This window comes from Exiguobacterium sp. SH3S1, assembly GCF_004337105.1.
Taxonomy (GTDB): domain Bacteria; phylum Bacillota; class Bacilli; order Exiguobacteriales; family Exiguobacteriaceae; genus Exiguobacterium; species Exiguobacterium aurantiacum_A.
In genome coordinates, this window is record NZ_SJUW01000001.1 from 103,381 (window position 1) to 124,449 (window position 21,069).

At 52.1% G+C, this 21,069-nt stretch carries 18 protein-coding genes; 2 read left to right on the forward strand and 16 right to left on the reverse strand.

From position 1 onward, the window contains the following. Positions 1-12 precede the first annotated feature (12 nt). A complete protein-coding gene (locus EVJ26_RS00555; RefSeq protein ID WP_131469604.1) occupies positions 13-1,023 on the forward strand; it encodes a YpdA family putative bacillithiol disulfide reductase in 1,011 nt (336 codons plus the stop codon). A 76-nt stretch (positions 1,024-1,099) separates the two neighbouring features. Here EVJ26_RS00555 and EVJ26_RS00560 read toward each other — a convergent pair whose 3' ends face one another. From EVJ26_RS00560 to EVJ26_RS00590, 6 genes are all read right to left on the reverse strand, one after another. Further along, a complete protein-coding gene (locus EVJ26_RS00560; RefSeq protein ID WP_131456144.1) occupies positions 1,100-2,368 on the reverse strand; it encodes a Glu/Leu/Phe/Val family dehydrogenase in 1,269 nt (422 codons plus the stop codon). Positions 2,369-2,515: 147 nt separating this feature from the next. Continuing rightward, positions 2,516-3,433: a D-alanine--D-alanine ligase gene (locus EVJ26_RS00565; RefSeq protein WP_131456146.1), complete on the reverse strand. Its 918-nt coding sequence runs from the start codon at positions 3,431-3,433 to the stop codon at positions 2,516-2,518. 96 nt (positions 3,434-3,529) lie between these two features. After that, positions 3,530-4,111 (reverse strand): adaptor protein MecA, encoded by a 582-nt coding sequence (locus tag EVJ26_RS00570; protein ID WP_071399645.1) that lies wholly within the window; start codon positions 4,109-4,111, stop codon positions 3,530-3,532. Positions 4,112-4,171: 60 nt separating this feature from the next. Further along, positions 4,172-5,029: a MerR family transcriptional regulator gene (locus EVJ26_RS00575; RefSeq protein ID WP_131467753.1), complete on the reverse strand. Its 858-nt coding sequence runs from the start codon at positions 5,027-5,029 to the stop codon at positions 4,172-4,174. A 415-nt stretch (positions 5,030-5,444) separates the two neighbouring features. Next, positions 5,445-6,872, reverse strand: a complete 1,428-nt coding sequence (locus EVJ26_RS00585) for a RecQ family ATP-dependent DNA helicase (protein WP_131456150.1) — start codon at positions 6,870-6,872, stop codon at positions 5,445-5,447. Then, on the reverse strand, positions 6,856-7,878 hold the full coding sequence (locus tag EVJ26_RS00590; protein ID WP_070327450.1) for a YpbB family protein: 1,023 nt from the start codon (positions 7,876-7,878) through the stop codon (positions 6,856-6,858). Before EVJ26_RS00590 ends, EVJ26_RS00585 begins: the two co-directional genes overlap by 17 nt. Positions 7,879-8,022: 144 nt before the next feature. On the opposite strand from EVJ26_RS00590, the gene EVJ26_RS00595 reads away from it, so the two are divergent. Next, a complete protein-coding gene (locus EVJ26_RS00595) occupies positions 8,023-8,271 on the forward strand; it encodes a ferredoxin (protein WP_016510114.1) in 249 nt (82 codons plus the stop codon). 38 nt (positions 8,272-8,309) lie between these two features. Here the strand turns inward: EVJ26_RS00595 and EVJ26_RS00600 are convergent, their stop codons facing one another. The 10 genes from EVJ26_RS00600 to EVJ26_RS00645 form a co-directional block, all read right to left on the reverse strand. Beyond that, a complete protein-coding gene (locus EVJ26_RS00600; RefSeq protein ID WP_131469605.1) occupies positions 8,310-9,119 on the reverse strand; it encodes a thermonuclease family protein in 810 nt (269 codons plus the stop codon). Positions 9,120-9,202: 83 nt separating this feature from the next. Continuing rightward, complete coding sequence (locus tag EVJ26_RS00605; RefSeq protein WP_070327452.1) at positions 9,203-10,162, reverse strand: ABC transporter permease; 960 nt, start codon at positions 10,160-10,162, stop codon at positions 9,203-9,205. Then, positions 10,159-11,223, reverse strand: a complete 1,065-nt coding sequence (locus EVJ26_RS00610) for an ABC transporter permease (RefSeq protein ID WP_131456154.1) — start codon at positions 11,221-11,223, stop codon at positions 10,159-10,161. Before EVJ26_RS00610 ends, EVJ26_RS00605 begins: the two co-directional genes overlap by 4 nt. Then, positions 11,220-12,746 carry an ABC transporter ATP-binding protein gene (locus EVJ26_RS00615; protein WP_131456156.1) on the reverse strand — a complete coding sequence of 509 codons (1,527 nt, stop codon included), beginning with the start codon at positions 12,744-12,746 and terminating at the stop codon, positions 11,220-11,222. The genes EVJ26_RS00610 and EVJ26_RS00615 overlap by 4 nt, the downstream gene beginning before the upstream one ends. 61 nt (positions 12,747-12,807) lie before the next feature. Beyond that, on the reverse strand, positions 12,808-13,893 hold the full coding sequence (locus tag EVJ26_RS00620; RefSeq protein ID WP_131456329.1) for a BMP family lipoprotein: 1,086 nt from the start codon (positions 13,891-13,893) through the stop codon (positions 12,808-12,810). 131 nt (positions 13,894-14,024) lie between these two features. After that, positions 14,025-14,744: a GntR family transcriptional regulator gene (locus EVJ26_RS00625; RefSeq protein WP_016510124.1), complete on the reverse strand. Its 720-nt coding sequence runs from the start codon at positions 14,742-14,744 to the stop codon at positions 14,025-14,027. A gap of 404 nt (positions 14,745-15,148) precedes the next feature. After that, positions 15,149-17,338, reverse strand: a complete 2,190-nt coding sequence (locus EVJ26_RS00630) for an FtsK/SpoIIIE family DNA translocase (RefSeq protein WP_236635469.1) — start codon at positions 17,336-17,338, stop codon at positions 15,149-15,151. A 61-nt stretch (positions 17,339-17,399) separates the two neighbouring features. Next, positions 17,400-19,067 carry a ribonuclease J gene (locus EVJ26_RS00635; RefSeq protein ID WP_070327456.1) on the reverse strand — a complete coding sequence of 556 codons (1,668 nt, stop codon included), beginning with the start codon at positions 19,065-19,067 and terminating at the stop codon, positions 17,400-17,402. Between the two features lie 96 nt (positions 19,068-19,163). After that, entirely contained in the window at positions 19,164-19,817 is a 654-nt protein-coding gene (locus EVJ26_RS00640) for a M15 family metallopeptidase (protein WP_131456158.1), read from the reverse strand. Further along, entirely contained in the window at positions 19,814-21,067 is a 1,254-nt protein-coding gene (locus EVJ26_RS00645) for a lipid II:glycine glycyltransferase FemX (protein ID WP_070327458.1), read from the reverse strand. Before EVJ26_RS00645 ends, EVJ26_RS00640 begins: the two co-directional genes overlap by 4 nt. Positions 21,068-21,069 lie beyond the last annotated feature (2 nt).

Genomic DNA, 21,069 nt, shown 5'->3' on the forward strand with positions numbered 1-21,069 from the left:
TCGTTCCATACAATGAGGGATGAGGTGATTTCATTGGACAAACACGCGATCATTGTCGGTGCCGGCCCGTGCGGCCTGTCGGCGGCAATCGAATTAGAACGGGTCGGTATCTCGTGCACAATCATCGAACGAGGCAACATCGTCGATGCGATTTACCGCTATCCGACCCATCAGACGTTTTTCTCATCAGCCACTTTGCTTGAAATCGGGGACATCCCGTTCATCTGTAAAGACTTAAAACCACATCGCCAAGACGCGCTCGTCTATTATCGTGAAGTCGTGAGCCGGACCGGGCTTGTCGTCAAACCGTTCGAGACGGTCGAATCGGTCGACCGTCGTGCCGACAAATTCATCGTCCGGTCCCGTCACGACCGCCACGGCGTCACAGAACGCCTTGCCGACTTCGTCGTTCTCGCGACCGGGTATTACGGACGACCCCGCAAGTTAGACGTCCCGGGAGAAGAACTCCCGCACGTGACCCATTATTTCAAAGAAGCACATCCGTTTTATCGGCAACACGTCACCGTCATCGGCGGAAAGAACTCGGCGGTCGATGCGGCCATCGAACTCGAGAAAGCCGGGGCATACGTCACGGTGCTCTACCGCGGTGACGGCTATAGCCCATCGGTCAAACCGTGGGTACTACCCGCTTTCGACTCCCTCGTTCGTCATGAAAAAGTACGTCTTGAGCTCGAGGCCGAAATCATTCGCATCGAACAGGACCATGTCGTCTATCGACAACACGGCGAAGAGAAACGGGTCGCAACGGACCACGTCCTCGCCATGACCGGTTACTTGCCTGACCACGGGCTGTTATCGGCAGCCGGTGTGCTCGTCGACGACGAGACCGGCGTCCCGCAGTTTGACGAGGCGACGTATGAGACGAACGTCGATAACCTGTTCATCGCCGGCGTCGTCGCGGCCGGAAACGATGCCAACAAAATCTTCATCGAAAACGGCCGTTTCCACGGCCAAGCGATCGCCGAAGCGCTTCGGGAGCGCATCGGTGTGACATCGTCATAAACTTGTTCAACTAAAATGAGGAAGGACCCGCAGCCGGGTCCTTCCTCATTTTGCGATGTTCATCGGCAAGTCGCTATCATACCCAGCCACGGAAGCGCGAGGCCTCCGCCATTTTACGGACACCGACCATATAGGCAGCGAGACGCATGTCGACTTTCCGGGCTGATGACGTGTTGTATACCGTATTGAACGAATGGACGAGCACTTTTTCAAGCTTCGTTTCGACTTCTTCTTCCGTCCAATAGTAGCCTTGGTTGTTTTGGACCCATTCGAAGTAAGAGACTGTCACGCCGCCGCTTGAAGCGAGAACGTCAGGGACGAGCAAGATGCCGCGTTCTGTCAAAATACGCGTCGCTTCGTTCGTCGTCGGTCCGTTCGCCGCCTCGACGATGATCGACGCTTTGATGTTATCGGCGTTATCTTCAGTGATCTGGTTCTCGATTGCGGCCGGGACTAAAATATCACAGTCGAGCTCGAGCATCTCTTTGTTCGAAATCGTGTTCTTGAACAGTGTCGAGATCGTCCCGAACGAGTCGCGTCGATCGAGCAAGTATGGGATGTCGAGTCCGTTCTCATCATGGATCGCGCCATATGCGTCACTTACAGCGATGACTTTCGCTCCCACATCGTGCATGAACTTCGATAAGAAGCTGCCGGCGTTACCAAATCCTTGGACGACGACGCGCGCGCCTTTCAACTCGATCCCCCGGCGAAGCGCTGCCTCCCGGATCATGATGGCGACACCTTTTGCCGTCGCCGTCTCGCGACCGTGTGAACCACCGAGTACGAGCGGCTTACCGGTGATGAAGCCCGGTGAGTTGAATTCATCGATACGGCTGTACTCATCCATCATCCATGCCATGATCTGCGAGTTCGTAAACACATCAGGCGCCGGGATATCTTTGGTCGGACCTACGATTTGGCTGATCGCCCGGACGTAGCCGCGGCTCAACCGTTCGATTTCACGGAAACTCATCTCACGCGGATCGCAAACGATGCCCCCTTTACCGCCACCGTAAGGAAGATCGACGATCCCAGCCTTCAAGCTCATCCATATCGACAGCGCCTTGACTTCTACTTCCGTCACGCTCGGGTGGAAGCGAATCCCACCTTTCGTCGGGCCGACGGCATCGTTATGTTGCGCCCGATAGCCAGTGAAGATCTTCGTCGAACCGTCGTCCATGCGGACAGGGATACGCACGGTCAACATCCGAAGCGGCTCTTTCAACAGCTCGTACATCTCTTCTGGATAACCGAGTTTCTCGAGCGCCTCGTGGACAACTTCCTGTGTCGATTCAAGGATGTTTTTTCGTTTTTGATGACCTTTTTCTTGATCCGTAATCATGAAGGTTTCCTCCCCTAAATTGTCAATTCTCCCCCAAGAATCAACCTCGTATTCGTTTAAAAGTATAGCCGATAAGCAAGCATTTTGAAAGGGTTTTACAAAAATAATGAAAGCGTTTTCCAAAAAGCGGAGAAGGGGAATCCCTTCTTATTTCTCTAAGGCGAGCGCGATGAAACGCTCTAGCAATTCACCGTAAGAAATACCGGCGACGTTCGCACTGTCCGGGAACAGACTGAGCGGCGTCATCCCCGGGAGCGTGTTCGTCTCGAGGATGTAGGCCAATCCTTGCTCCGACACTAAGAAGTCAGAGCGTGAATAGCCGCTGCAGCCAAGGGCACGGTGCGCCTCAATCGCGGCCGCTTGCACTTCTTTCGTCAACGCCTCCGGCAATTCCGCCGGACAGACGTGAATTGACCCGCCTTCCGAATACTTAGACTCGTAGTCGTAAAATTCATTCTTCGGGATGATCTCGATGACCGGGAGGGCGTGCTCGTTCCCACGGTTGCCGAGCACCGGAACGGTCAGCTCACGACCTTTGATGTACTGTTCGACCAACACGGCCGTATCACATTGGAACGCCTTATCGATGCCCGCGCGTAGCATCGACTCGTCGGTCGCAATCGTCAGTCCGTTCGAAGATCCCTCTTGCGCCGGTTTGACGACACAAGGAAACTCGCCGCCCCATTCAGCCACTTTCAAATCGAGGTCATCCCCTGCTTGGACGAGGACGTCACGGGCGACACGAATACCTGAAGCGGCGAAAATGATTTTCGCGCGTGCCTTGTCCATCGCGAGAGCCGAAGCCAAGACGCCCGACCCTGTATAAGGGAGCTGCGCCATCTCGAGGAGCGACTGGACGCGACCGTCTTCTCCATACTTGCCGTGCAGGGCACTGACGACGACGTCTGCTTGAAGCGTCAATAACTCTTCAGCCCGATCCGGGTGAAAATCGATAGCCACGACTTCATGACCCCGTGTCTCTAACGCTTCGATCATACCTTTACCACTCGTAAGCGACACTTCACGCTCACCCGATACTCCACCATATAAAACAGCGACTTTCATTATATCTCTCCTTCAGCTAACTTCTCAAAAATTCAAGTTTTATCATACCATGTGTCAGCTGAAAACAATAGAAACAGAATAGTAAAAAAGCCGTACTTACGCGAACGTATCGTACAGCTGTTTCACTGCTTGTTCAGTTTGGATGGTCTTCCCGTACTCCATCATGAGATACGGGCTGACGGTCGTCGTTTTGCCATATTCAGACAGGATGGCGGCGAGCCGCTCCTCGACTTGCGGTTTGAGAACTTCCACAAAATGTAAGTAGTAGCGGCCGTCATAATGATAGAGTGCCCCACCTTGGTCGGTATCTTGCATATGCGGAAACGCGCGAATCGACGCATTGATCACGTCTTCAATATCGTCAAACTGATAAATCAAATGGTGGATCACATCGATCGTCAACCGAATCTCGACTTGTTCTTGATCCGACTCCGCGACGACCGCATCGACTTTTTGAACATCGATGACGAGTCCATCGCGTGGAAACATCGTCACATTCAAGTCGACAGCACCTTGCGGCATGAACCCATATTCGGCCTCGGCCGTTTCAAGCAATTCCCGCCATAGTTCTTGACCGCTCTCTCCGACAATCGTATCGATGGCGATCCCTCGAATCGATAAGTCGCTCGCAGTCAAGTATACCCTCAAATGTTCTTTTGTCTGTTTTTCAAATCTCAAACGAAAACCTCCAAAGAAAAATCATTCTACTTAATAAGCTACTCCCGTTTTGTCGACCTGTCAAATGGTTGACAACCACTCGTTCCAAGCGTCAGGCGTATCTCCTAGAAACGCTCCTTCAAATTGCGACGCTTGTTGACTGACGGCGTATCCACCCGCACCGATGACGAGGTCCGGGTGCTCCGCTTGAATGTAACGCATCGCTTCTTGAAGATTGGCAATGTGCTCAGTCAACGTACACGAAAAGATTAAACATTTCGCATCGATATCATGGAGCGCTGTGCTCAAATCCTCTTTCGGGAACCCCGATCCGAGGAAAATGACGTCAAAGCCGTATTGTCTTAAATAGAGCGTCACGAACAAAAGGCCAATTTCATGCATCTCACCTGGGGCACAGACGCAAATGATCCGGGGCAAAAATGGATTCATCGGCATTTGAAGAGACAGCGTCGACAAGCGGGCTCGGAAAAAGGACGTCGCAAAGTGTTCGTGCGCGATCGTGATCGTCCCATTTTCCCAGCGTGTGCCGATATCCATCAGCAAAGGGCTAATGATATCTTTCGTCACTTTTTCAAAACTGAACGTGTTGAAGGCACGATTAATCAAATCGTGCGCTTTCCGTTCATCAAATTTGAGCAGCGCGTCCATTAATCCATCCTTCAATTCTTCGTCGTAGAGACGAGCAGGCTTTGGCTTCGGTGCCTCATGAAGTTGCTGAATCGCTTGCGAGACGGTCAACCCTTCGCGTTGTTTTTCAACGACCCATTTGATTTTTTCGACGTCTTGGTCGGAATACAATCGGTGACCTGAATCGGTCCGGCTCGGCTCGATAAACTGATAACGACGCTCCCAAGCCCGAATCGTCGTCGGGTTCACACCGGTCAATGACGCGACCGTCTTGATGGAGTACTTCGGCATAGCAGCCCTCCTCTCCTACAGGTTCTTCCCTTTCAGTATAGACCCATCATTTCAGCTTTACCTGTTTTATTGTGCAAATCTGTGAGAAACAGGTGTGACTTTTCCAATTCAAGTAAACCTCGCGAACATGTTGAAACAAAATAAAAAAATACGGCGTCTCCACCGTATCATCAGAAAAATAATGTATGACGTCCTATATATAAAAATGCGAGGATAATCGCAAACATCGTCAAAGTCAGCATCATAGCCAGCGGTCGTTTCAACCAATTATCATTTAATTTTTCTTTCCGCTCGTGCTCTTGCCGTTCCGACCGAGACGGCAACGTGTCCACGACTTTTTCACGAAGAGAATCTGCTTGGTTTCGATGTCGCAACGTGTGCCCTCCTTTACCTTTTTTATCATTTTACTATGATATCAATCAAAGGAAAAGATGCGCGCCAACCGATGTTTCCAATCTGTCACATTTTTAGACACAACTTGAACCGACGGCGGGAATGAAATCTCACCACAGACGTCACAGCAATCGGCTTGTTTGACCGGTTGCTCCGAAAAGTAATTCAGCAAGTAATCGCGCCGGCACTTCTTGATGAGCGCGTAGTCAATCATTTGGCCGAGCTGGCGGTACCGGGCCCGCTTTCTCTCTTTTACCCAATCGACCGCATCGGCAAGCGTGCGTTCGGCGAGCATTTGGTTTAGCAAGCCCCATACCGGATCTTCCTCGTTCATCTTCAACAGCCGCGGTAATTGCGACAAGCTCGTTCCGTTGTCCCGTTCTAGATAAGCCACGCGGATGTCTTTATCTTTCGGGTACTGTTGATCGATTAAAAACTGTTGGATCCGTTCATCCCCTTCGGCATACAGTAAGACGGCAAACGCCGGTTCGCCGTCCCGGCCGGCCCGGCCGATTTCTTGCATGTACGCCTCGAGCGTCGCCGGCAGTTGGAAATGGATGACAGAGCGCACGTTATCTTTGTTGACGCCCATCCCGAACGCACTCGTACATACCATGATCGCAACTTCATCGCGTAAAAATTGCGATTGAACGAGGCGCCGATCCTCGGTCGACATCCCGCCATGATAAAACAAGGCGTCATCGAGTTGAAGCGCGAGCGCTTCAGCTTCCCGTCGTGTCGCCGTATAGATGACGGCCGGTGTCGGCATTTCTCGAACGAGTTCGATCAGTCGCGGCATCTTTTGTTCCGTCTCGAGCCGTTCGACGATGAGACGGATCTCAGGTCGATTGGCCGAATGGACGAACTGGGACGGCGAGAATAAAGCTAATTTCTCGATAATATCCCGTTTCACGTTTTCCGGGGCCGTCGCCGTGACGGCCATGCATTGCGGGCTTCCGAGTTGTTTACGGAGCTCCCCGAGCCGTGCGTATTCCGGCCTGAATTCGTGACCCCATTGCGAGATACAGTGCGCTTCATCGATGACGAGCATTTGAATCGGAGTCCTTGCGAGCGCCCGGGTCACGTGCGGCACAGCGAGCTGTTCGGGAGATAGGTATAAGAACCGATAGCGCTTCAAATGATTCAGTATGTCTTGCTTCTCTTCTAACGTCTCCATCGACGTCAGTCTCGCCACGCCACGCTCGCCGCGCTCCCGAATATGGAGCATTTGGTCTTCGATCAACGACAAGAGCGGTGAGACGATAATCGTCAAGCCTTCATTCTTTAAATACGACGGGAGTTGGAACGTCAATGATTTCCCGGCACCCGTCGGCATGATCGCCAACACGTCCTGCCCTTCGGCGACCGCTTCGATGACGTCACGCTGTCCGGGACGAAACGTCTCGTGACCGAACACACGCTTCAACGTTTTTTCATACAAATGTCTCACCTCGTTTCAATCTCGCGAACACTAACCGAATTTGGAAGTAACTGAGATTGTCGGTTTTCTCGAAGATCGGCTTTAGCGCCCAGCTGTCTTCTTCCCGTAACCGTTCGACTTCGGCAATCGCGTCGGCTGGCACGAATTGATCGAGCGGGAAGTCGTCCAAATACATCGCCATCTCGACGACGTGGTCTTCGATCGTGCTCGTGCGCAGGCGCCTGATCGATTGTACTTGCGCGAACGTGCGACCGGCCGAAAACAAATCGAACGATTCACGCGCCGATAACGTCATCCGCTCATCCGACAATCCGTGGGCAAACCCTAGTATTTTAGCATCTCGCGGCACAGTCCGTAACAGCGCGTTCCATCCGGCCAAGAAATAAAGCCGTGCCGTCCGAGCATCGACGTCAAGGAGCGTCGCGATCTGTTCATACGTGTATCCCGTCTCGAACGCCCCGGTGAAACGATAGACGACTGCCGTCGCATATGGATCACCGACCGTTTCAAGCGCTGTTTCGAGTTCTTGATGAAACGAGGCGATCAGTTCTTTCCACTCTCGTTCCGTTCGCACGATTTGCTTGACCCACCGCTCGGCCATCCGATCGGCTTGAACCGGATAAAACGTGCGCTCGTGTTCGAGTGACATGAACGTCTGGATAAATAAACTGAGACGTTTCCATGTCATCGTCGTATAGTCCCGGTACTCGCCACCGAGCCGGTCAAACAACTGGCTGACCGCGTCCGGACTAGCGAGCATACTTCCGGCTTCGGTTAACGTGAACGTCGCCCGATTGAGCCAGCCTCTTTTCTCAAACGAGACTAACAGCTTCTCATAATCATATTTCGTATAAGGGAACAGTCCGAAAATCGGTTCAAGGTCATAAAAAAAAGCATCTTGGAGCGTCGTCGCCGAACGTTTTCCGTTTAAAACGTGAAACAGGCTACGTTCGCTGCGCTCCCCTTTTAAGCGTTGAATCGATAGGAGCAACACTCCGTCGGCTAAATGAACCATCCTTCCACCCTCTCTCATTATCACTATCCCTCCAAAACGTTATTCGTTTCCTCATTGAAATATTAGGGTATGTAGACTACAATTACTCATAGTCAGTAGAAAGTCATTTCTATGCAGAGAGACGAAACGTTTGGAGGGTTACAAATGGCAAAATTTACTATCGTTGACAAAGATACATGTATCGCATGTGGTGCTTGTGGAGCAGCTGCTCCCGACATCTTCGACTATGATGACGAAGGTCTCGCCTTCAACTTGATGGACGACAACACAGGCACAGTCGAAGTACCTGACGAACTGTCGGAAGATTTGATGGACGCGTTCGAAGGATGTCCGACCGACTCAATCAAAGTCGCTGACGAATCGTTCGATGGCGACGCACTCAAATACGAATAAGAGAGACATGTGTGTCAAGTTGACACACATGTCTTTTTTTAACGGGCCGCTCTTCTAAACCCTGCCGCCTCGGCCTCTCCTTCCGTACAGAACATTTCCTCCGGGTTCGTGCGTTCATAGCTCGCACCGCCCGGCACGTGATAAATTTTCTCGCCGTCCCGATTAATGTTCCCTTTAATGTCACACGCTTCGCTCGGCTCCGATCGAGGTTTCGCAGGTCGCGCCGCTTCATGGTCGAAACCGTTGCCGGTCACGTAGTCCTCGATGCTCCAAATGCCGAGCAGCTCGCGCCGGGCCGCGCGTTCGACATCGCGGAACGCATCGATATGCTGGGTGTTCGGGGCGTAAACGTACGCGACGCGTGCGAGACCGCGACGCAGCAGCTCTTCATTGAGCATCGCATCATCATACCATACGTAAGCGAGCGTCCGCTGATAGCGGTCGTAGCGCCCGACGTCGTACTCGAGGACGATCGTCTCACCTTCCGGTAACCAACGCGCGACGAACGCCTTCGCGTCCTCACCGAACGGTTGGACCGGCAACGTCGGATGACTCGTCTCAGGCGTGTCGACGAGCAGGAGTCGAACCGACTCGGTCGCACCGCTCTCAAACTCGACTTTAAGCGTATCGCCATCGATGACGCGGTCTAACGTGACCGTCTCCGTCTTGCCGATCGGCGCTCGGACTTTTGTCCCGACGTCCGCTGCCGGGTAATCCGACTCGAGTTCGACGAGCGATTCCGGCGGCTCGATTTGCTCGGCGAACCAGTCATCGACCGAGCAACCGGCTAACGAAACGCTCAGCACGAGAACGATCAGTAGTTGCCACCATTGTTTCAATTGTCTCACCTCTACACCAGTATAACAAAAAAGGTTGTTTGACTTAAGCGTCAAACAACCTTGGCAAAACGAGACATATGTCCTTTCCCTCGTCAGCGCTTCCCTTTAATATACGGGATACCAACTGATCTCGGAGCGTCCGCTCGTCCGACGACACCTGCTAGGGCGAGGATCGTCAACGCGTACGGCGCGATCAAGAGCAATACTTGCGGTACGTTATTGATGACCGGCAAGTTACTGCCGATGATCGATAGCGCTTGGGCGAACCCGAAGAATAGACCAGCGCCCAGGGCACCGAGCGGGTTCCATTTTCCGAAGATCATCGCAGCAATGGCGAGGAAGCCTTGTCCGACGATCGTCGTCCCACTGAAGTTGGTCGTAACCGTGACGGCATAGACCGCACCAGCCAAACCACCGAACGCACCTGAGAGCATGACGCCCATGAAGCGCATCTTCGTGACGTTGATTCCCATCGTGTCCGCCGCCATCGGATGTTCACCGACTGAACGAAGACGAAGACCGAACGGCGTCTTAAAGATGACGAACCAGACGACGAACGCGAGGATGATCGCGATGAACGACGTGTATTGGACGTTGATGAAGAACATGCGGAGCACCGGGATGTCTGACAGAATCGGCACGTTCTCTTTGGCGATCCGATACTCGATGAAATCGGTCTGTCCTTTATTGTAAAGAACCCGAACGACGAAGATGGCGAGCCCGACGGCGAGCATGTTGATCGCGACACCGAGAACGGTTTGGTCAGCCCGCCAGAGGATGGCAGGAACGGCCAAGAACAGCGAGAACAGCGCGCCGACGACCATGGCGATCAACAGTGAGAGCCACGGGCTGAGCCCGCCAAATCCCATATCGGTCAGTGTGAGCGTGACGATGATCCCCGTCGCCGCACCGATGACCATGATGCCTTCTAGAGCGATGTTGACGACACCCGAACGTTCACTGAAAATGCCGCCGAGCGCCGCGATGATGAGTGGAGTCGCATAGGCTAACGCAACCGGAACGACGATGTAGAGTACTTCTAAGAAGCTCATTTTTTCTCCACTCCTTTCTTACGGTTTCCTTTAAGTTTTTCAATCACATAGTTTAAAGCATACCCTGACGCCACGAAGATGACGATGGCGGCAATGATGACTTTGACGAGTTCAGACGGGATGTTGGCCCCGAGTTGCATCGCAAGTCCGCCGATGTTGAGACCGGCGAACAAGATGGCTGCCAGGAAGACACCGACCGCCGTGTTCGCACCGAGCAGGGCGACAGCGATCCCGTCGAATCCGACGCCGGTGAACGACGCGCTGAGCGTCATTCCGTTGAACGTCCCGAGACCTTCCATCGCGCCGGCAAGTCCGGCGAACATTCCAGAGATGACGAACGAGAGAATGATGTTCCGGTTAACGCTCATCCCCGCATACTGCGAGGCGTGTTTGTTAAATCCGACGGCACGAAGCTCATACCCGAGCGTTGTCCGTTGCAAGATGTAGTAGTAGACGATCGCTGCGAGCACGGCGATGAGAATACCCCAGTGCAGACGCGAGAACGTCGTCAATTCTTGCAGCAACGGCGAGGCGAGCGAGGCCGAGTCTTTAATATCATCGGTCCGTTCGTTCGTCACACCGATGACGCCACGCAAAATCGCGTTCGTCGTGTAGAGGGCGATATAGTTCATCATGATTGACGTGATAACTTCATGGACGTGGAACTTGGCTTTCAAGAAACCAGGCACGAACGCCCATAGCGCTGCCGCGAACATGGCCGCGAGAAGCGCGAGCGGCAAGTGAATGAACATCGGTAAGTCAAAATTGATCCCGACATAAACCGCTGCCACCCACCCGATCAAGACTTGACCTTCGACACCGATGTTGAACAGTCCGGTCCGGAAAGCGAACGCGACGGCCAAACCTGAGAAAATGAGCGGTGCTGCCGCACGGAGCGTCTCACCGATCGCATACGGGCTGCCGACCATGCCGCTGAACAGTGATGAGAACCCTTGGACCGGGTTGTAACCACCGATGAGCATGACGATCGCACCGACAAGTAGTCCCATCAAGATCGACAAAAGCGGGATAAGAAGTCGATTAAATTGTAGCTTGTTCATACTGTTTCTTCCCCTCTCTTACCGCCGGCCATCAAGAAGCCAAGCTCTTGCTCGGTCGTTTCTTTCGGGTCGCGAATTCCGACGATCTTTCCTTCGTATAAAACGGCGATCCGGTCGGAGACGTGAAGGATTTCTTCAAGCTCGAACGAGATGAGCAGGACGGCGCGTCCTTTCTCCCGTTCTTTAATGAGTTGCTCGTGAATGAATTCGATGGCACCGACATCGAGCCCCCGCGTCGGTTGCGCGGCGATCAACAAGTCTGGTGACCGGTCGACCTCTCGGGCGATGATCGCTTTTTGTTGGTTACCGCCAGATAACGCGCGGGCCGGCACGTCGATTGATGGAGTTCGGACGTCAAACTTCTCAATCAACGCTTTCGCTTTCTCAGCGACGGCTTTATAGTTCATCAAGCCACGCTTTGAGAACGGCTCTTTATAGTACGTTTGGAGCACCATATTGTCACGGATCGAGTAGTCGAGGACGAGTCCGTGCTTGTGACGGTCTTGCGGGATGTGCCCGACACCGGACTCTGTCACTTTACGCGGCGTGAAGCCGGTCACGTCTTTCCCGTTCAATAAGATTTTACCTGCTTCAGGCTTTTTCAGACCTGAAAGCGCTTCAATTAATTCAGTCTGACCGTTCCCGTCAATCCCGGCGATACCGAGAATCTCCCCAGAACGAATTTGTAAATCCAAGCCTTCGACGACTTTCAGTCCGCGGCTGTCTTTGACGACGAGCTGTTGAACGTCGAGCACGACTTGCTGTGGATCTGCCTTGGAATATTCCGCATCAAAGTTTACTTCACGCCCGACCATCATCTCGGCTAAGCTATCTTCATTCACGGTCTCGTCGACTTCGACGGTACCGATATAGCGTCCGCGACGAATGACCGTACAACGGTCGGCGACTTGCATGATTTCTTTTAATTTATGCGTGATCAAGATGATCGATTTGCCTTCTTCAATGAGACGCTTCATGATTTGAATGAGTTCTTGGATTTCTTGCGGCGTCAAAACAGCGGTTGGCTCATCAAAAATCAAGATTTCAGCCCCGCGGTAGAGCGTTTTCAAAATTTCGACACGCTGTTGCATCCCGACCGAAATATCTTCGATTTTGGCATCAGGATCGATGCGAAGACCGTATTGCTCCGAGATGTCCATTACTTTTTTACGAGCCGTCGCCCGGTCGACTGTCAATCCACTTCTCGGTTCAGACCCGAGGATGATGTTCTCGGTCACCGTGAACTTCTCGACGAGCATGAAGTGTTGGTGTACCATGCCGATTCCAAGTTCGTTGGCGATGTTCGGATTTTCAATATTCACTTTCTCCCCGCGCACTCGAATCTCTCCACCTTCTGGTTGGTAGAGACCGAACAAGACGTTCATAAGCGTTGATTTCCCGGCACCGTTCTCGCCGAGCAGCGCATGAATCTCGCCTTTGCGAAGTTGGAGGGTGATGTTGTCGTTGGCTACGAACGTTCCGAACTCTTTGCGAATATTGAGCATTTCAATTACATATTCCAAGAAAGTCCACCCCTAACTTTAAGTAAAGGGAGACCGCATGGGTCCCCCCTAACTCAATGAATTATTTTACTGTCTTCATGAACTCTTCGAACTCAGCGTCAGTCGCTGGCGCCGTGAGTTCTCCGTCGATCAACTGTTGACGGTACTCTTCTACTTTGTCAAGAATCTCAGCAGATACATGCTTGTCAGATGTTTCAGCGATACCGACGCCGTCATCTTTCAAACCAAATTCGATGATCTCGCCACCTGGGAAGTTTCCATCCATCGTCTGTTTCGATACTTCGTAAGTCGCCGTATCAACACGTTTGACCATTGAAGTAAGGGTTACATCTTCAGGAAGTCCTTCTTCGTACTGGTCACGGTCAACTCCGATGACCCATACTTTTTCACCGTTCTTCTTACGGTTTTTCGCTTCTGTGAAGACACCGACACCCGTTCCGCCTGCTGCGTGATAGATGATGTCAGAGCCTGCTCCATACATACCTGAAGAGATTGCCGTTCCTTTTTCAGCTGAGTTGAAGTCTTCAGCGTACTTGACGTCAATTGTCGCGTCTGGGTTGACGGCCATGACACCCGCTTTATATCCGTTCTCGAACTTCTTGATCAAGTCTGACTCGACGCCGCCGATGAAGCCGACTTTGTCCGTTGTCGTTGTGAGACCTGCGACGACACCGACGAGGAACGAACCTTCTTGTTCTTTAAACGTGATTGACGCGACGTTCGGTGCGTCAACGACCATGTCGACGAGCGCAAAGTTGTTGTCCGGGAACTGCTCGGCCACTTTCTTGATGTCTTCACCCATCAAGAAACCGATACCGTAGATCAAGTTGAAGTTATCGCGTGCCAATTGCTGCAAGTTTGGCTGATAGTCCGCTTGTTTCGAAGATTGAAGATATTTGTAGCCTTCGTTTTCAGTCAAGTTGTTGTCCGCTCCGAACTTTTGAAGACCTTCCCAAGCTGATTGGTTGAACGATTTGTCGTCAACGCCGCCAGTATCGGTTACCATCGCGACTTTGAAGTCGCTGCCTTCGCCGCCTTCGCCGTTTGAAGTAGTACCCTCGTTGTCATCCCCACCGCATGCTGCGAGTACTGTTGAGAGCGTGAGACCTGCTGCTAAAGCTGAAAGAATCGTTTTTTTCTTGTTCATCATCGTCGTGTTTCCCCTTTCGGATCATAACAATTAAGGTTGTCATGTCATCAGTCGTCTTTACACCGGTATAAGAAAGCGCTTTCACGCCATTCCCCAAAAATAACCATTTCCGCCTTACAAGAACTTGCTTAGACGCGTTTGCGAACGACGTGGAAGTCGAAGCGGTCCGCTCGGAAAAAGTTTGCCGAATCGAGCAACGGTAAATCGCTCTCATCGTAATGCAGTTGTTTTAAAGCGAGTAACGGTTGGTCCGTTTGAAGTTGGGTCGAGATCTCTGAACTGACACTCGGTTCGATGTGCGTGATCGCGTATGCGACCCGACGTCCTACCTCTTTTTCAAGCGCATCGAATAACGACTTTCCTTCTGTCAATGCTTCAGGATTAGAAACGAGATGGGCTGGAATTTTATCCACGCAGTATACGACCGGTGTTTCATCTGCGTAACGAATCCGGACAATCCGATAAATCGGTGAGTTCGGTTCAATTTTCAGACGCTCAGCTTCTCTCTCTGTCGCTAACACTTTTTCGGCCACCAATACTTTTGTTCCTGGTGTCATCTTGGCGCGCATAATCATGTCCGTCACACTGAACAGTTCCTCGATCCCAGAAGTGAATGGGGGTTTTGAACTGATGAATGTCCCGACACCATGTTTCCGCACGACAAATTTCTCGTCTTCGAGAATGCGAAGCGCTTCTCGGAGCGTCGCTCGACTGACTCCTAGTTGCTTCGACAACTCGAATTCTGAAGGAAGTTTCTCTCCTTCACGATAGACACCATCGTCGATATCCTGCTTGATTTTCTCAATCACGCGAAGATAGAGCAAGCGATGATCGAGCTTGATCGACATGGGCCTCACCACCTTTACCTATTTCTTACCAGTGCTCAGACATCTGACGTATGAATGTCCTTGCCAATTCTAAGTATAGGGATTCCGCAAAAAGAACGCAATACTTTTTTGTTCGGAATCAAGGAAATGTTTTAAAGCCAAGGGATTATGTATACCACTTAGTCTATATTACCTGTTCTACGAGTTTTTGAAAAGAAATCGTAAAATGAAAACGGTATTAAAAAATGAAAGCGTTTCAACGTTTTCAGTAGTATGTCTCAATAGGTCATATAGTCCAGATGTGCTATATAACTTCTACTGTACATGTTTATCCGACGCGAGGTAACTGAATTGACGATACTTTTAAAAACAAACAAAAAACGAACTATTTCGAACGCATTCGTTCTTATAGTTCGTTTTTAGTATTATGCATCTTGTTGGTTAACGAGTACTTTCCGTGGCTTCGATCCTTCCGAAGGACCGACGTACCCTGCTTGTTCGAGCGAATCAATCAAGCGGGCCGCCCGGTTATAACCGATTCGGAATCTTCGTTGAATCATCGAAGTCGACGCCGTTTCTTGCGTCAAGATGAATTGGACGACTTCTTCGAACAACGAGTCGTCCGAGTCGATCGTCGTCACTTCTTCTTCTTTTGGCATCATCGCCTCGACGTACTGGGCCCGCTGCTGGGCGATGACATGGTTGACGACCGTCTCGACTTCCTGATCAGAGACGAACGCCCCTTGGACGCGTACCGGCTTGTTCATTCCGTTCGCGAGCATGAGCATATCACCTCGACCAAGTAGCTTCTCAGCTCCCCCGCCGTCGAGGATCGTTCTTGAATCGGTCGCTGACGAGACCGCGAACGCGATCCGGGACGGGATGTTCGCTTTAATGACACCCGTGATGACGTCGACGGATGGACGTTGCGTCGCCAGTACCATATGGATACCGGCCGCTCGCGCCATCTGGGCGAGCCGCATAATCGCGTCCTCGACATCGTTTGAGGCGACCATCATCAAGTCGGCCAACTCGTCCACGATGACGACGATGAACGGGAGCCGTTTAGCGTCTTCGTCCTCTGACTTGTCGACGAGGTCGTTGTAGCCCTCGATGTTACGGACACCGTAGCGGCTAAACAGCTCGTAGCGGCGCTCCATCTCGGCAACGACTTGCTTGAGCGCTTGAGCCGCTTTTTTCGGATCCGTCACGACCGGCGTCAATAAATGTGGGACGCCGTTATAGACGTTCAACTCGACCATCTTCGGGTCGATCATCATGAGGCGGACTTGATCTGGCCGCGTCCGCATCAAAATAGACACGATCATCCCATTGATACAGACCGACTTCCCGGAGCCGGTCGACCCTGCGACGAGTAGATGAGGCATCTTGTTCAACGCGATCGTGACCGTCTCACCGCTAATACTGCGACCGAGCGCGACGAGGAGCGGTGCCTCATCGCGTTTGACAGGCTCCGCTTCTAACACTTCACGCAGACAGACCGGCGCGACTTCTTGGTTCGGGACTTCGATGCCGATGGCCGCCTTCCCTGGGATCGGTGCTTCGATGCGAATGTCTTTGGCGGCAAGTGCGAGTGCGAGATCATCACTCAATGAAGTGATCCGGCTCACTTTGACGCCGATGTCCGGTTGCAGCTCGTACTTCGTGACAGTCGGACCGAGATGGATTTTGAGCACTTTCACCCCGACGCCGAACGACTTGAGCGTTTGGACGAGTTTCGTCGCGTTCGCCTTCAATCGTGCGTTCTCCCCTGACAAGTCGGTCACGACCGGTTCACTTAAAATCGTGAACTTCGGCAATTCGTATGTCGCAGACACGTCCTGAGCCGCTGTCATCATCATGTCCTCGGTCGGAAGATCTGATACGACCTCGCTCTTCACGGTCTCGTCAGACGCTTTCTGACGCTTCTCGGCGTCGACGGTCTCACTAAACCCGACAATCGGGATATCATGCATGACGATGGCGTCCGCCTCGGCCTCCACTTCTTGAGGCTTGGCTGTTGACTCGGACGCGCGTGCGTCGACCCGCTTCTTCTCAGTCGGTTTCGGTTTGGCGGGTGTACGTTCCCGGTCACGCCATTCTTGTTTAACCGCAACGAAACTTTCGAGCAACCGGTTCCCGATCGTCCGCCAAATCGCCGGAGACAGAAGCGAGATACCGACGACGAGGCTGCTGATGCCAAGGAAGATAATCCCGAAGTCCGATAGTAAGTATTGGTTCAATCCGTAGAGCGCCCCGTTCACCACTCCCCGTTCCGTTCCCCACACCATGTCCCCGAACAATAGGAAGGACACGAACAGCAAGAAGATGCCGGCTCGTTGGATCGGACGGAAATCGTTCAAGAATACGAGCAAGATGAATGCGACGATCAAATATGTGAGTGCACCCCAGCCCCCAAACAGCGTCGTCGCAAACGTCGCTGTCTGAGTCCCGACCCAGCCGAACTCGAACAGCGAAAAGATGAACGCGATCATCGACAAGATAAAGCCGGCCCAACCATATGTACGAAGTGGGATTGGCTGTTTCCGCTTACGATTCCTCGTCGTCGGTCGCGGCTTACGCTTCACCGGGGTCTTTCTCGTTTTTTGTGCCAACTTCTATTCCTCCTAAAAAAAGAGGCAAAAGTCAGATGACTTTTGCCTCGATCTCAATTCTTTAAATTTCCATGATGATCGGCAAGATCATCGGACGACGTTTCGTCTGTTCAAACAAGAAGACGCTGAGCCGCTCGCGGATATTTGATTTCAATTCGGTCCAATCACTTCCAGCTTCGAGACTCTTCTCAATCTGTTTCGTGACAATCCGGTTTGCTTCTGAGATCATCACTTCTGATTCGCGCATATAGACAAATCCACGCGAGATGAGTTCAGGGCCTGAAATCAACTTCTTCTGTTTACGGTTCAACGTGACGACACAGAGGACGACACCGTCTTGCGACAAGAGGCGACGGTCGCGGAGAACGATATTCCCGACGTCCCCGACACCGATTCCATCGATCAAGACGTTGCCGGCAGGAACTTTACGGCTCATCCGGGCTTTGCGGCCCGTGAACTCGACGACGTCACCTTTCTCGACGATAAAGATGTTACTTGAATTGATCCCGACCTGTTGGGCGAGTTTCGAGTGGGCCATCTGCATCCGGTACTCCCCGTGAATCGGGAGGAAGTATTTCGGCTTGACGAGGTTGAGCATGAGCTTGAGCTCTTCAGCCGAACCGTGACCGGATACGTGCACTTTACGCTGGTTATAGATGACGTTCGCACCAGAACGGAATAAGAGATCGATCGTTTTCGAGACCGATTTTTCGTTACCCGGAATTGGCGTCGCCGCGATCACCACGGTATCATTCAAGCGAATATTCACTTGTTTGTGGGCGTTACGCGCCATGCGCGTCAAAGCCGCCATCGGCTCACCTTGTGAACCGGTCGTCAAGATGACGACTTTATCGTCCGGCAAACGGTTCACTTGCGAGAGCTCGACGAGCGTCTTCGGCTTGAAACGAAGGTAGTTCAGACGTTGTGCGACTTCGACGATGTTGACCATGCTGCGTCCGACGACTGCGACTTTACGGTCGTTCGCCTCGGCTGCAGCAAATACTTGTTGCAAACGATGGACGTTCGAAGCGAACGACGCGACGATCACACGCCCCTCGGCTTGATAGATCACATCGTTTAATTCAGCACCGACTAACGATTCAGACCCTGTTTGGCCTGGTCGTTCCGCGTTTGTTGAATCTGACAATAAACAGAGCACACCGCGCTGACCGATGGCTGCTAACTTGTTAAAGTCAGACTGCTTCCCATCGACCGGCGTGTAGTCGAATTTAAAGTCGCCGGTATGAACGATCGCGCCTTGTGACGTTTGAATGCAGACACCGACACAGTCAGGGATTGAATGGTTGACGCGGAAGAAAGTGATGAAATGATCAGCGATAGTCAATTTCGTTTTAGCGTCAATCAATCTAAGGTCGACTTCTTTCAATAAGCCTGCCTCTTTTAACTTGAGCTCGATTAAACCGAGCGTCAATTTCGTCCCGTAGACCGGGACATGCTTCAAGTCACGGAGTACGTAGCTGAGTCCACCGATATGGTCTTCGTGACCATGGGTGATGAAAATAGCGCGTACCCGATCTTTGTTTTCTTTTAAATACGTAATGTCCGGGATGACGATATCAATCCCGAGCATCTCATCGCCTGGAAACATAAGGCCGGCATCGATGACGAAGATGTCGTCGTCTAGTTCCACGACGTACATGTTCTTCCCGATTTCGCCTACGCCACCAAGCGCAAAGACGCTAACGTTCTCTGTCTTCTTCTTTGACACTAACAAAAACCTCCTAGATGATTCATATTCTGTTTCGTCCACTTATCGCTACTGAATATTGTATCGGAAAAAACGCTTATATGCCACCATTTCCGTTCAATCGACTAGAGGTTTCATCACATCAGCGAGCGGCATCGTCGCTTTAGTGTCCGGCCGCTTGCCGGCTGCGAGCTGTCGAACCGATAAGCCGAAGTCCATCTGCAAGTGTGGATAGTCCGGAAAACTTCTCCAATCCCCACCCCATTCGAAGCCGAGTGCCTTTCCGAGTTCACCGAGTTCTTGCCAGTCGGGTTCCCCCGACTTATTGTGATCTGCGCTCAAATCGTAGTCGGCCCGGTTATCGTGGATGATGACAAAATCGACCGCGAGTCCATAGTTATGATAACTTTGTCCCGCCTTGGCGTTCGTCACGACTTGCCCTGGTTTTGAGCGTCCTTGCGCGTAGAGCGCATTCTGCTCATCGGCCGAACGATAGCCTGACGTCAAGCGGACCTCAAGCCCGAGACATGAATACGCCAGTCTTACGAACGATTCGCCACGATCTCGCACATGAGGATGCAAGTTGGCAAACGCCTTGTCACTACGGTCGACAATCGTTTGTTCCGAGCGCGGGCTCCGTTCGCACATCCCGGCTTCGAACGTCGGTTCATCGACCCAAGGCATTGGCCCGGGCCGCGAGAACGTATACGCCAAGAAGATCCCAATCAAAAACGCCGTCATCGCAAACGTCAAAACGCCTGACCATTTCATCTTCTTAACCGTTTACGGAGTCCTTTGACGAGCGGTAACCCTGTCTCGAGGGCAAAGTAGAGCGGCCGGTTCAAGACGAGGTCGAACTCGCCGACTTTCTCGATTTGATCGCTGCCCCAGCCCGATTTAAACGCATACAGGCCCGCATATTCATCGTCCGGCTCCGTGCTGCCCGATACACCACCGAAATCATAGCGCTCGGCACCGCTTGCCTTGGCAGATTGCATCATCGTCCATTGCATCAAGTGGTTCGGCATGAACTCCCGAAACTCGTTCGAGGAAGCACCGTATAAGTAATACGAGCGGCGGCCGGCGAGCGTCAACAAGCCGCCCGATAACACGAGACCGTCCGGATAGCTGGCATGAAGCTGTTCGAGTTCCGGCAAGGCCGCTTCAGCTTTCACGAGTTGATCGCGCGTCTGTTTCTGACGATTCGACAAACTGATCCGTTTTTTCTCGACCGTTTCTTTTTCCAAAGACCGTTCGATCTTGTCAAGGTCCCGTTTTGCCTTGTCGAGCGTCGCCATTTGTTGATCGAGCGCGAGTTTCGGTTCAAGTTTCGTCAAAAACAAACGAGCGTCATTCGGCTGCAGGCAATCGTACAAGTTCTCGAAGTAATCGAGCCCGCGAATGGCGAAGCCGTCACGCTCACCCGTGACTTTCATCAGTTCGGCGAACGTTTTCAAGCCGTCCCGACCGACTTCGGTACAGACAATCCCTTTACGCTCGGCAAGACGGACGTTATAGCGAAACTTATGATGGAACTTGGCGAAAATATCTTTCTCGCTCGGACGGAGGTCCGTCTCCATCGTGAAACGGGGTTGGGCATAGTCAAAGCCGCCGCCGTACCCTTTATGTGTAAAACCGAGGCTAGACATTTCCGTAAGTAAGCCCGGTACTTCGTCCCGGTCGATGTTCGGATCGATTTTGATGACGATCGCCTTTTTCAGTTTGGCGACGCGTTTCGCTTCCTCGGTCAAGGCACGCAATGATGCCACGTCATCGTAATCGACGACGAAACCGCGCGGTGCGTAACAAAGCGTGAACGGTAGCTTTGGCACTTGTTTGAATAAAAGAAGCGCCACTCCTGTCGTCTCACTATTTGTAGCGACGGCAATCCGCTCAGCGGACCAACCGTTTTGTTTTTTGACGTCTGCCCAACTCGAAAGTTGGAGCAAGTCGCCGCGGTCGTGTGCTTTGACGAAATCGTCATGCTCTGTCTCTGTCAAGGTAATCGGTTGTACTGCCATAA